This window comes from Shewanella sp. SNU WT4 (assembly GCF_006494715.1).
Taxonomy (GTDB): domain Bacteria; phylum Pseudomonadota; class Gammaproteobacteria; order Enterobacterales; family Shewanellaceae; genus Shewanella.
The window spans coordinates 1,498,793-1,511,654 of record NZ_CP041151.1; the positions used below are offsets into that span (position 1 = coordinate 1,498,793).

Consider the following 12,862-nt stretch of genomic DNA (forward strand, 5'->3'; position numbering starts at 1 on the left):
GTTATGTTCTTCGCGCGATGATATATCGGGCGAAGTTGGCAAGAAGCTGGCTATTGTACGGTAACTTAGTCAGCGCTGATAGTGCATCCTGGATTAGCGCATCGGCGCATTGCTGCGCGCCGGCTAACCCTAAGAGCTTAGGATAAGTACTTTTATTGGCTTCAGTATCTGAGCCTTGGGGTTTACCCAGCTCTTCGGTCGTCGCCGTAATGTCTAAAATGTCATCGTGCACCTGAAACGCTAAGCCTACGGCATTGGCATAATCAAGTAAGGCCGCACTGGTGGCGTCATCGGCATCGGCGCAAATCAGTGCCATTTCAACGGCGCAGCGAATTAACGCGCCTGTCTTCATGGTATGCAGCTGCGTTAAGGTCTCAAGATCAATGGTGCGATTGGTAGAATTAAGATCTATGGCTTGACCGCCGCACATGCCTTGAAAACCAGATGCTTTGGCTAAACAGCGCACTAACGCCAATTGCTGCGCAGGACGCAGGGGTAAATCTTGGCGACTAATGATTTCAAACGCTAAGGTTTGCAGCGCATCGCCCGCTAAAATGGCATTGGCTTCATCAAAAGCAATATGCACCGTCGGTTGGCCGCGGCGTAAGTCATCATCATCCATGGCTGGTAAATCGTCATGAATGAGCGAGTAAGCATGAATACATTCAATGGCAGCGGCGCACGGGTCGAGTTTAGCTAAGTCGACATTAAGCATTTCGCCAACGCTGTAGACCAAAAATGGCCGAATGCGTTTGCCCCCTAACAGGGCTCCATGGGTCATGGCGGCTTGTAATGGCGCATCGATACTCGGCAAACCTGCCAAATGTTCAGTTAATTGCTCATCGATACGAGCTTGGTATTTTTCTATCGCAACAGCTAGCACGTTAGGCCTCATCACCATCAAAAGAACTGAGGGGAGCATTCCCGTCATTGGCCATCAGGATACTGACTTTTTGTTGGGCTTGATCCAACTTGTTTTGACTTTGACGAACTAAGGCAATGCCGCGTTCAAATTGCTTTAAAGCGTCATCGAGCGAGATCTCGCCTTGCTCAAGATTGGCAACAATTTGTTCAAGTTCAGCCAGCGATTGTTCAAAACTTAAATTTTCAGGTTTTTTAGCCACGTCAGTTTCCTCTGTTTTAGCGGGTGACAAGGTATAACAGGGCGGATATAGGGTCAAATCGAGTCATTGGATATTTGCACGAAAGCACGCTTTAGCTCTGATTTTTTTTAAGAAAAAGTAAAAAGTAGCTAAACTTGCTCCAAGGACTTCCGATATAACGATGACAGCGAATAGGGATTTTGCCGTGACTCATCATTATCACATGAATACTAGCCCTGTCGTAATAGCGCTATTAATGACAATTATACCCCTAGTGGTTAACAAACAGGGGACTTTTTGAGTTAGATGGCATGGAAAAAGCATGCGGATAACTTGATTTTAGGGCGTTAGTGCCAAGGGAATGGGGGAGAAACTGTGGATTTAGCAACGCTCATCGGCCTTATTGGCTCATTCGGTTTCATCATTATGTCCATGATACAAAGTGGCGGCATAGGAATGTTTATTGATATTCCTTCGGTAATGATTGTGTTTGGTGGGTCGTTTTTCGTCGTGATGATGAAATTTAATATGCGGGCTTTCTTTGGGGCTGGGGGCATTGCCGCCAAAGCCTTCTTCTTTAAAATTGATAAACCGGAAGACTTAATCGAGCAATCAGTCACCATGGCTGACGCTGCCCGTAAAGGCGGTTTTTTGGCGCTAGAAGAAGCGCAAATTAGTAATCCGTTTATGCAGCGCGGCGTCGATATGCTGGTGGATGGTCACGATGGCCAAGTAGTACGCTCCGCTCTTGAGAAAGATATTACCCTCACGGAAGAGCGCCATAAACTTGGCGTCAAAATATTTAGAGCTATCGCCGACGTAGGACCTGCCATGGGCATGATAGGTACCTTAGTCGGTTTAGTGGCCATGCTAGGTAACATGTCAGACCCTAAATCCATTGGACCTGCGATGGCGGTTGCTTTATTAACCACGCTTTATGGCGCCATGTTATCTAACATGTTCGCCATTCCCATTGCTGATAAGCTCGAAATACGCATGGCGGAAGAAGTCATGAACCGTAACTTGATTATGGATGCCGTGCTTGCCATTCAAGACGGACAAAACCCTAGGGTGATTGAAAGTTTCCTTAAGAATTACTTATCTGAGAAAAAACGTAAAGTTGATACCACGGGCGGAGAATAGCCATGGGTAAGTGCGTATGTCCACCGCCTGGAGCGCCGGGCTGGTTGGCGACATTTGCTGACCTGATGTCGCTGCTTATGTGCTTCTTCGTATTGCTGTTGTCATTTTCTGAAATGGATGTGATCAAATTTAAGCAGCTGGCAGGTTCGATGAAGTTCGCCTTTGGGGTGCAAAATAAAATTGACGTTAAAGATATTCCTAAAGGAACTTCTGTCATTGCCTTGGAGTTTCGCCCAGGACGCCCTGATCCCACGCCCATTGAAATAGTGACGCAACAAACCAATGAAATGACTGAACCTGTGCTCGATTTTCAAGCTGGTGAAGATGACAGTGCTGGTGGTATGCAGGAGCAGCAAGGTGAACAGCGCGGTGGGGAATCCGCTGCCAGTGGCCGCGAAACCGCTATGGATGTGACCCAAAGTAGCCAAGGCGAGAATCAGGCGCAACAAGAGCAAGTGAATAATGAAGCCAAGAAAATTGCCGAGAAATTAGAAAAAGAGATAGTTGATGGTGCCATTGAGGTGGAATCATTAGGCCAGCAAATTATTATCCGCATTCGCGAAAAAGGGGCGTTTGCCTCAGGCTCTGGCTTTATTCAACCTAAATTTAAACCTGTGGTGCAAAAAGTCGGTGAGATCTTAGTAGATATCCCTGGGATTATTACTGTCTCAGGCTATACCGATGATATGCAAATCAGTAACGAGCTCTATAGCTCTAACTGGGACTTATCCAGTAAGCGCGCTGTGGCTGTGGCTCATGAGTTTTCTAAAGTCAAAGGCTTTGAGCAAGGGCGGATGAAAGTGGTGGGTATGGCATCGACCAATCCATTGGTTGCCAATACCAGTGAAGAAAATCGCTCTAGAAATCGGCGGGTGGAAATCGGCATAGAGCAAGGCAAAGCCAAAGAGTCCGATGAAATTAGTGTGGCTAAATAAGCAGAGTAATGTGTGGGTAAATATAAACAAACAAGCCAGAGCACCAGTGCTCTGGCTTAATTTTTAGTGATAACTATGAAGAGACTGCGCCTTTTGCAGTGATTTTGTTATAATCCCCACATTGCCGTATAAAAGAGTTGTCTAGTCCCATGAAGTTTGTCGTTAAGATTTACCCAGAAATTATGATGAAGAGCAAGCCAGTGCGCATGCGCTTTATTAAGATGCTTGAAACCAATATCCGCAATGTATTGCGTCACATAGATGAAGGCGCCAAGGTGCAACGTCAATGGGATCGCATAGTTGTTATGGTGCCGCCGACTAAGCCTGAGCTGCTGGATGTGTTCGCTGAACGCTTAACTTGTATTCCAGGTATTGCCCATAGCTTGCAAGTGGCTGAGCACACTTTCACTACGGTTGATGATATTTATCAAATCGTACTGCCTATCTATCGCGAAGAACTGAAAGGTAAGACATTCTGCGTACGCGCTAAGCGTAATGGTCAGCATGAGTTCACCTCAAGCGAAGTGGAGCGTTATGTTGGCGGTGGCTTAAACCAGTTTACTGAAGCCCTGTGCGTTAAGCTTAAAGATCCTGACATGACAGTGCACTTAGAAATCGATCACGAAAAACTGTACGTGGTTGAAAAGCGCATTGAAGGTTTAGGCGGTTTCCCTATCGCGACTCAAGAAGATGTGTTGTCGCTGATTTCTGGTGGTTTTGACTCTGGCGTGTCGAGTTTCCAATTCATCAAGAAAGGTTGCCGTACTCATTACTGCTTCTTTAATCTTGGTGGCGCGCAGCACGAAATCGGCGTTAAGCAAGTGGCTTATCACTTGTGGAAAACTTACGGCGAATCACACAAGGTTAAGTTTATCTCTGTGCCATTTGAGCCAGTAGTGGCTGAAATTTTAGAGCGCATTGATAACGGCCAAATGGGCGTGATTTTAAAGCGCGTAATGATGCGCACCGCCGGCAGAATTGCTGATCGCATGGGTATTCAAGCGTTAGTGACAGGTGAAAGTGTTGGCCAAGTATCAAGCCAAACCTTAACTAACCTCAATGTGATTGACCGCTGCGTTGATAACTTAATTTTGCGTCCGCTGATTGCCATGGATAAGCAAGATATCATCAATGAAGCGCGCCGCATTGGCACTGAAGACTTTGCTAAAACCATGCCTGAATATTGCGGCGTGATTTCTCAGCGTCCAACGGTAAAAGCAGTATTAAGCAAAATTGAAGCAGAAGAGCTTAAGTTCTCTGAAGACTTAATCGATAGAATTTTGGCTGATATTGAAATCATCGATATTAAGGAAATTGCTGCCAATATGGATACTAAAATCACTGAAACTGAATCAGTAGATACAGTAGCGGCCAATGAGATTGTCATTGATATTCGCGCGCCTGAAGAAGAAGACAAAAAGCCGCTGGAAATTGATGGCGTTGATATTAAAGTGATTCCTTTCTTTAAATTAGCGACTCAATTTGCAGACCTTGATAAGTCTAAGACTTATCTTTTGTATTGTGAGCGCGGCGTAATGAGTAAATTGCAAGCCTTGTATCTGCTGGAGCAGGGCTATGACAATGTGAAAGTTTACCGTCCATAAGACAGTCCATTTTCAGCTCGCCTAATCGCGAGTGAATAACTAAAACCGCAGCCACGCTGCGGTTTTTTTATAAAAAAATATCCGCCAGTAGTCACCATTAAATCCCTAGCCCACTGAATTGTTGGGAGGGAGTGATTTAAAAAACTAGTCAATCCCCCCGCGGCAATGCCACAATACGGATTAGAAAAACTTATACAAAGACAGGGAATGGAATAGTATGTCAAGACGTTTGCCGCCTCTCAATGCGGTTAAGGCATTTGAAGCCGCAGCCCGCCATTTGAGCTTCACCCGCGCCGCCGAAGAGCTGTTTGTGACTCAAGCCGCGGTCAGCCATCAAATTAAGGCATTAGAAGACTTTTTGGGGCTTAAATTATTCCGTCGTAAGAATCGCTCATTATTATTGACCGAAGAAGGTCAAAGCTATTTCCTCGAAATCAAAGACATCTTTATTCATCTTGGTGAAGCCACCGACAGGTTACTGGCGCGCTCTGCGATTGGCTCGCTGACGGTGGCTATGTCACCAAGCTTTGCCATTCAGTGGTTAGTGCCGCGTCTTGCCAAATTCAGTGAGAAAAACCCTGACATTGACGTGCGGATTAAAGCCGTGGATTCAGATACCGCCAGCATTACCGACGATATCGATGTCGCCATTTATTATGGCCAAGGCAATTGGGCCGGTATGCGCAGCGATAAACTGCGTAATGAAGTGCTCATTCCTATGTGCTCACCTTTACTGCTTAAAGGCCCTAAACCATTAACTAAGCCGAGTGATTTAAAATTTCATACCTTATTGCATGATACCAGTCGCCAATATTGGCAAGCGTGGTTTAGGCAAACTGGCGTGACTGACATTAATGTTAATCAAGGGCCGATTTTTAGCCATTCATCCTTAGTGCTGCAAGCGGCCGCCCATGGTCAAGGCGTGGCGCTGGGGTATAGCGTCTTGGCTAAGCCTGATATTCAAGCGGGGCGCTTAGTGTGTCCTTTCCCCGATGTATTGCTGAGTAAGGATGCCTATTACTTAGTGTGTCATCAAAGCCATGCTGAGCTGGGTAAAATTGTCGCCTTTAGAGAGTGGATGCTAGATATGTTTGCAGAGGAGCTACGCAGTGAAATGCTTCCTGGATAAGATTGCGGATGATATTAGCCGTGGCGATGCTTGCTACCTTGGGCCAGAATCTCCTGATACGTTAATTTTGCTGGCCCATGGCGCTGGCGCGGATAGTTTTCACCCTTTTATGGAAGCTATGGCGCAAGGTTTAGCCGCTCAAGGTTTTGGCGTATTTCGCTTTGATTTCCCGTATATGCGCCTGCGTCGGCAGTTAGGGTCGCGCCGGCCACCGGATCGCGCCCCTAAGCTGTTGGAATGCTTTAGTCATTATGTGGATATCGCGAAACAAAGTTCAGCCACCAAAGTAGTGTTAATGGGGAAATCCATGGGTGGGCGTATGGCCGCCACCCTGGCCAACGAAGTTAACGTTGATGGCGTCATTTGTTTGGGCTATCCCTTTGTCGCCTTAAAAGGCAAAGAGCCACGGCTGGCGCCATTGCAAGCGCCGTTATGCCCAGTGTTAGTGCTGCAAGGTGAGCGCGATAAGTTTGGCGGTGTTAGCGAAGTGGCGCAGTGGCCGTTAGCGCCTAATGTGCAAGTGCAATGGATTACTGACGGCGATCATAGTTTTGTGCCGCGCAAGTTATCAGGCACCACCACAGACGCTAATCTACAGGCTGCCATAGTGGCTTCAAGTGAGTTTATAGGACGATTAGCATGATAAAAGGTTTGATGATATTGGCGGCGCTGAATGGTTTATTGGCCGTGGCGCTCGGGGCATTTGCCTCCCATGGGTTAAAACATATGATCAGCAGCGAGATGATGACAATTTTTGCCCTTGGGGTGCAATATCATTTCTATCATGTGTTTGCCATGGCGTTAGTGGCCCTGTGCGGGATCAGCATTCACTCTAAATTGCTCTATTGGAGTGGCGGTTTGTTTATGGCCGGCATTACCTTCTTTTCAGGCTCCTTATACGTTTATGCCTTAATGGGCACTAAGTGGATGGGGCCGATTACCCCCCTTGGCGGCTTTTGCTTTATGTTAGGTTGGCTGCTGCTGGCATTAGCTGTGTGGCGCAGCCGCGTAACGGTGGATGCAAGCTAGGTTAGAAGCATTGGAAATGGATGGCGGGTAAGCGCAGACAAATTCTACAATAGTGCTATAATGCCCGCCGTTTTGATTGTGACTATGCCCTGATTGCGGCTCGAGAAAAAAATGAAGAATTTGGTGTTATATTGCCGCGGTGGCTTTGAAAAAGACTGCGCAGCGGAAATTCAAGTCCGTGCGGCTGAGTTAAACATTGGTGGTTTTGTTAAAACCGTGACCAACCAAGCCTATGTAGTCTTTGAATGTTTTGCCGAGGATGATGGTGAAGTTCTGGCGCAAAAGTTATCGTTAGATTCTCTCATCTTCGCGCGCCAAATGTTTGCCGCGGGCCCATTACTGACTGATTTACCAAGTGATGATCGCGTATCACCTCTTGTTGAAGCATTAGCAAATATCAGCAAGGCTGGTGAGCTTAGGGTCGAAACTCCAGACACCAATGAAGCTAAAGAATTGTCGGCATTTTGCCGCAAATTCACTGTGCCTTTACGCCAAGCGCTGAAGAAACGTGACATCTTGCTAAATAAAGAAAGCCCTAACCGTCCAATTATCCACGTGTGTTTTGTGGCGCCAGGTCAGGCTTATGCTGGTTATTCATTCAGCAATAACAGCTCACCGCATTTTATGGGCATTCCCCGTTTAAAATTCCCAAGTGATGGTCCAAGCCGTTCAACCTTGAAGTTGGATGAAGCTTTTATCCATTTTCTTAAGGAAGAAGATCACGAAACTCGCTTGCATTCAGGCATGAAGTCAGTGGACTTAGGTGCTTGCCCAGGCGGCTGGACTTATCAGTTAGTACGCCGTGGCATGTTTGTTGCCGCTGTGGATAACGGCCCTATGGATGAAAAGCTGATGCAAACCGGCCAAGTAAAGCATTACCGTGAAGACGGTTTCCGCTTTGAGCCGCCACGCAAAAATATTTACTGGTTAGTGTGTGACATGGTGGAAAAGCCAGCGCGCGTAGCTGAACTCATGGAAGCTTGGGCAATTAATGGCTGGTTTAAAGAAGCCATCTTTAACCTTAAGTTACCTATGAAGAGCCGCTATAAAGAAGTCAGCACCATTCTGGCGACCATGAGCACTATTTTAACTGAGAACGAAATTCCGCATAAGTTAGCTTGTAAGCACTTGTACCACGACAGAGATGAAGTGACAGTGCACTTGTGGCTGCGTCCAGAAGTGCAGTGCGGTTTCTAATCTAACGCTTAGTCGTTAGATGTGAGCGAAAAAAAGGATGCCTAGGCATCCTTTTTGTTTGCTAGGTTTTTGTTATATGTATAGGTTGTCTAGCTAAATGTAATTAAGTAAAGTAAATTTATAAGGTTGTATCTAAAGGCTCCCATTTATCCGAAGAAACTAAACTGTTTAAAGCAGGCCTTAAGTGCGTCAATCTACAAATCAGACTCTAATGGCTGTCTCTTGATCAGATCTCATAGCGTTTCTCCGGCTTCAAATAGGGCTTTGGCTAAGCGATACCCCTTTACCTGAGCCTGAAGATCATCCCATCCCTCCCAAATCGTGGACCAGCTGGCCATTCCCGTGCGCTTGCTATCATTAAAGCCTCCTAGTTTGGCCAAGGATTGATAAGCCCACTTCATATTTGGGGCTTCTTTGCCTTTATGTCCCCTTGGCTTGTAGAGCTGCATCAGTACTCGCCATTCATCATTCTCTAAGACATTGCTGCAGCTTTGATTTTCCATGCTTTGCGCTGCTTCGATTTGCCCTCTTTTTCTCAGATAAATTGGCTGGCTCATCACTTCCCGAAGTTGCAGTAGCCGCACACCAATAAAGCAAAGTATCGAGGCCGCTCGCTCAAGGTTGTCTGGCGATGTCATGCGTAACCTTTCAACCCCCGCGCCGGTTTTCCACGCCTTATGAAAGTCCTCAATGCGCCATCTAGTGGTATAAATATCAATCACATGAAGTTGCTGCGCCAACGTGTCAATCGGCTCACTGGTCAGTAGCATCCAAGATAGTCCATCTTCACCTTGGGGAGGATTGAGCTCTTGTGCGTACACCACATTAATCGCATGCTGCTGACGATTATGTTTGATGTTAACCGCACTGGCTTTGAGGGTGAGTTTGGCTGTTCGCGAGGGACGATTCTTGCTTTTCCCACTGGCTTCCTTTATGCCTTTTTGTGGGATGGCGATGGTGTATCCGCCGGTAACGGGATGACTATCCATGTGCTCAAACAGCTTAGCCTCGTATTCTACTAGGTTTCTTGCATGTTTTGCCCGCACCACAAACCGTTCACTATGTGATTGTTTATCCGATAAATAATGCATGATATCCGCTTCTCTATCACACACTGAGATCACTCGCGACATGTGAGCCTGCAAGCGTTGCCGCGTAAAATAGGATGCATCGGCCCATTTACCGCTCTCTTTTTCATCGGCCTCGTTGGGATTATCAGGTCGACACCACCAATCTTGGTGGATCAAGCCCAAGGTCCGAGAAGTATGGCTATCCAGTAGCAAGACAGAATGAACCCACCAACCACGAGACTTATCGGTAGGTTTGCCTAATTTCCCTAATTCAGACGCCACACTGTGCTTATAACTCAGGGCTGTCGTGTCTTCGAGAGCAAGTATTTCATTTATATTTTCAATCGCTTGGGCGGTGCGAGCAAAACCGGCGGCTCTGATCATAGATGGGCTAACATTATCATTGCGGATCAATCGATAGGCTCCTTCGAGTTTGGCATCTTCACCATTACAAGATCTGGCAACCGATTTACCGCTGCCAACCGCCATGTGTTCAGCGACGACGGTTAACCTTGCCGCTCGTCGTTTATCACCTAGCTCAGCATGATGAAAGTGATCATATGCCCATTTGTTCGGGTTAAAAATTGACATTAAAAATGATGAAGTGAGTGAATTTGCATGATCTGATCATCGCCAGTCAAGAAAGTTCCATTTTTTGCTAATAATTTGTGTAGAAGAGACAGCTCTAATGGTAGTCAAAACATATAATGCAGAAGAAACTTGATGCATTGCTAGCCTTTTGAGACCGTATTCTCTTATCTCTTCCCACATGGATTTCGACATTTAAAATTTTATGGTAGCTTAAGTTCCTCAATTTCTGATAGTTATAGCTATATGGTTTACATAGAAAGAATAGTTAGAAAGATGAACCAGGGGCAGACAGGTCCATATCTCTGTGTCGGAAATAATGGCATGCATTATATTGTAAAGGGTCCGAATACAACTTACCGAGGTTTAATCCGTGAATTTGTATGTGGAAAGCTTGGCAAAGCGATCGGATTACCAGTACCTGACTTTGAAATTGTATATGTTGATCGTTCTTTACTGGAATATGGGAACTATGAGCTAAGTGAAGGGGATTGGTTCGCTTCAAAATATGAAGAAAACATCCAAGATGTCCCCTATCAAAGGTTAAGTGACTTAGATGCCAATGGCTTGAAACTACTGTTTCTTTTTGATTATTGGATAAAGAATGATGACCGAACCCTTACTGAAAGTGGTGGCAACCCCAATTTATTTATACGATCGGATCTTACTTCTTTTATCGTACTTGATCATAACTTGGCTTTTGCAGCAGACTATGATGATTGCTTTGAGGAACGTAAAAACCTCCATGTTAGTGCAAGTATTTGGTTTTCTCAGCAAATGTCTTTATTTGATAAAGAAAACTACGAAGAACTGCTCGGCAAATGCTTTGAACAACTAGATCCAATGTTGGATGCTATCCCAGATGAATGGCTCGAAAACTGTGGAGATGATGGTATTGTAGATGGGATTCGAGTAACATTGGCGCGCTTCAAAACCGCAGAATTTTGGGAGGGTATAAAATGAAAAATTTAGTCCGTTATTCAGTAATTCGTTTTATGCCTTTTACTGAAACTCAAGAGTTTGCAAATGTTGGTATTATTATTCATGCCCCGCAAACAGGTAGTGTGCTTTTTAAGTTAGCTAACAAACGATTTAGTCGTGTTTCTCAATTTTTTGATGATCTTGATGGTCAGCTTTATTCTAATGCGATTGAAATGTTTTTCTCTGAACTTCAAAGAATTAAAGATTTCTCTAAAGGCATGCGTGGTAAAGAATTAGCAGGTTTTATTGATGAAGTTACGAGGCAACGAGAAGGATTTTTAACTTTTAGTCAAACGGGTGCTCTGTTGACTGAGGATCCATTAGAGCTTGTTTTAGAAAAGTTGTTTGAACAATACGTTGGCAGAAACTTTAACACGAAAGAACATCGTGAAACGCTTTTAGTAAGAAGCCTGAAGAAAAAGTTGGATAATATCAGTAAGTATCCGTTTACTAAGAGCAAACTTAACGCTAATTATGTTTCTTTTGAATTGCCATTGGTTGCTTCAGATACTTTTACAACAAAAGCTATCAAGCCTTTGAGTTTTTATCAGGATAAGCCTCTGAAATTGATAGACCATGGTGAATTTTGGATATCTAGAGTTAAGCATCTCTTAAACTCTAAAACGCTAACTGCGAGTAACTTCCTTTTTGCAATAGAACGTCCTGAATATAAAGATAAAAATCTCGAGGCAGCTTTTAATTCTTTGTCAAATGAAATGAAGTCTTTGGGGGTTAATGTTTATGATGTTAATGACTTACATAGTATCGAGAGTTTCGCAAGATTTGACTCTGAATGTGCAGAGAATTTCCAATTATCGCATTGATTGCTTTACCATTTTAAATGGTAAAGCTAATAAATTGTTTGATAATGATTTTAATATTTAGCGTATAAGTTATGTGTTGTTTTTTTGTTGTAGAATGACTTGAGTAACGCAAAAAGGATGCCTAGTGCATCCTTTTTGCATTACTGGGTCAAAATTCGGGAGTAGAGGCTTAACCCAATCTATCCATAACCGCTTGGGTGAAATCGGTAGTGCCGTGGGTGCCACCTAAGTCGCGGGTGGTTCTATCGCCGCTGGCAATCACTTCGGATACCGCTTTGCGGATTTGCTCTGCCTTATCGGCCATGCCTAAATATTCCAGCATCTGAATCGAGGCCAAAATCACTGAGGTTGGGTTGGCTAAATTCTTGCCAGCAATATCTGGGGCGCTGCCATGTACGGCTTCAAAAATGGCGGCATCTTTACCTATGTTAGCGCCAGGAGCCATGCCTAAACCGCCCACTAAGCCTGCGCACAGGTCGGATAAAATATCGCCAAACAAGTTGGTGGTGACTATTACGTCAAAAATTTCAGGGCTCATCACTAGCTTCATGCAAGTGGCATCGACAATCATTTCGTCAGTAATAATATCTGGGTAGCGCAAAGCCACTTCGCGGGCGACTTTCAAAAACAAGCCAGAAGTAGATTTCATGATATTGGCTTTGTGCACTATGGTGACTTTTTTGCGGTGCTCTTTGCGCGCCAGTTCATAGGCGAAGGTGGCAATTTGCTCGGCGCCTTGACGGGTAATCACGCTAGTAGCTTCGGCTGTGCTGCCGTCGGCCGAGATTTTTTGGCCTAAGCCTGAGTACATGCCTTCGGTGTTTTCACGTACTGTGATGATATCTATGTTGTCGTATCTAGCTTGGGTACCGGCAAATGACAATACTGGGCGGACGTTGGCGTACAAGCTAAATTTTTTGCGTAAAGTGACGTTGATTGAGGTAAAGCCTTCACCCACCGGGGTAGTCAGTGGGCCTTTGAGGGTAATACGGTTTTTTTCAATCAAATCTAAGGTGCGCTGTGGCAGTAATTCACCGTGTTTTTCTAAGGCAGCTAATCCAGCATCGGCGAATTCATATTCGAAGTTACAACCCGCTTTATCGAGAATTTTAATGGCGGCATCAATAATACTTGGACCTATGCCATCGCCTGGGATGACAGTAATGGTTCTTTTTGACATGAAACGTCCTTTTACTGTTAATTGTTACTGCTTGTGTTGAGTCATGTTTTTATATGACTTAAAGTTGGTGCGGTTGCTG

General features: G+C 45.0%; 13 protein-coding genes. 9 read left to right on the plus strand and 4 right to left on the minus strand.

Translation table 11 applies throughout. The annotated features are described in order from the left end of the window. Position 1 precedes the first annotated feature (1 nt). Both ispA and xseB read right to left on the minus strand, forming a co-directional pair. Positions 2–883, minus strand: coding sequence for a (2E,6E)-farnesyl diphosphate synthase (gene ispA / locus FJQ87_RS06825; protein ID WP_140931797.1), 882 nt, complete (start codon positions 881–883; stop codon positions 2–4). Between the two features lies 1 nt (position 884). Then, positions 885–1,124 (minus strand): exodeoxyribonuclease VII small subunit, encoded by a 240-nt coding sequence (gene xseB / locus FJQ87_RS06830; RefSeq protein ID WP_140931799.1) that lies wholly within the window; start codon positions 1,122–1,124, stop codon positions 885–887. A gap of 354 nt (positions 1,125–1,478) precedes the next feature. Between xseB and pomA the strand changes: the two genes are divergently transcribed. From pomA to rlmM, 7 genes are all read left to right on the plus strand, one after another. Continuing rightward, a complete protein-coding gene (gene pomA, locus FJQ87_RS06835; protein WP_140931801.1) occupies positions 1,479–2,246 on the plus strand; it encodes a flagellar motor protein PomA in 768 nt (255 codons plus the stop codon). 2 nt (positions 2,247–2,248) lie between these two features. Then, on the plus strand, positions 2,249–3,181 hold the full coding sequence (locus tag FJQ87_RS06840) for a flagellar motor protein MotB (protein ID WP_140931803.1): 933 nt from the start codon (positions 2,249–2,251) through the stop codon (positions 3,179–3,181). 149 nt (positions 3,182–3,330) lie between these two features. Then, a complete protein-coding gene (gene thiI, locus FJQ87_RS06845) occupies positions 3,331–4,785 on the plus strand; it encodes a tRNA uracil 4-sulfurtransferase ThiI (protein ID WP_140931805.1) in 1,455 nt (484 codons plus the stop codon). 217 nt (positions 4,786–5,002) lie between these two features. Continuing rightward, on the plus strand, positions 5,003–5,914 hold the full coding sequence (locus FJQ87_RS06850) for a transcriptional regulator GcvA (protein ID WP_140931807.1): 912 nt from the start codon (positions 5,003–5,005) through the stop codon (positions 5,912–5,914). 13 nt (positions 5,915–5,927) lie between these two features. Next, positions 5,928–6,557: an alpha/beta fold hydrolase gene (locus FJQ87_RS06855; protein ID WP_140934022.1), complete on the plus strand. Its 630-nt coding sequence runs from the start codon at positions 5,928–5,930 to the stop codon at positions 6,555–6,557. Next, positions 6,554–6,943 (plus strand): DUF423 domain-containing protein, encoded by a 390-nt coding sequence (locus tag FJQ87_RS06860; protein ID WP_140931809.1) that lies wholly within the window; start codon positions 6,554–6,556, stop codon positions 6,941–6,943. Before FJQ87_RS06855 ends, FJQ87_RS06860 begins: the two co-directional genes overlap by 4 nt. Positions 6,944–7,054: 111 nt before the next feature. Continuing rightward, positions 7,055–8,140, plus strand: coding sequence for a 23S rRNA (cytidine(2498)-2'-O)-methyltransferase RlmM (gene rlmM / locus FJQ87_RS06865; RefSeq protein ID WP_140931811.1), 1,086 nt, complete (start codon positions 7,055–7,057; stop codon positions 8,138–8,140). Positions 8,141–8,373: 233 nt separating this feature from the next. Here rlmM and FJQ87_RS06870 read toward each other — a convergent pair whose 3' ends face one another. Then, positions 8,374–9,801, minus strand: a complete 1,428-nt coding sequence (locus tag FJQ87_RS06870; protein ID WP_140931813.1) for an IS4 family transposase — start codon at positions 9,799–9,801, stop codon at positions 8,374–8,376. A gap of 243 nt (positions 9,802–10,044) precedes the next feature. Here FJQ87_RS06870 and FJQ87_RS06875 point away from each other — a divergent pair, with 243 nt between their 5' ends. Together FJQ87_RS06875 and FJQ87_RS06880 are read left to right on the plus strand one after the other, a co-directional pair. Beyond that, positions 10,045–10,761, plus strand: coding sequence for a HipA domain-containing protein (locus FJQ87_RS06875; protein ID WP_140931815.1), 717 nt, complete (start codon positions 10,045–10,047; stop codon positions 10,759–10,761). Then, positions 10,758–11,603, plus strand: coding sequence for a DUF3037 domain-containing protein (locus FJQ87_RS06880; protein ID WP_140931817.1), 846 nt, complete (start codon positions 10,758–10,760; stop codon positions 11,601–11,603). Before FJQ87_RS06875 ends, FJQ87_RS06880 begins: the two co-directional genes overlap by 4 nt. A 169-nt stretch (positions 11,604–11,772) precedes the next feature. Here the strand turns inward: FJQ87_RS06880 and FJQ87_RS06885 are convergent, their stop codons facing one another. Beyond that, positions 11,773–12,783 (minus strand): isocitrate dehydrogenase, encoded by a 1,011-nt coding sequence (locus tag FJQ87_RS06885; RefSeq protein ID WP_140931819.1) that lies wholly within the window; start codon positions 12,781–12,783, stop codon positions 11,773–11,775. Between the last annotated feature and the right edge of the window lie 79 nt (positions 12,784–12,862).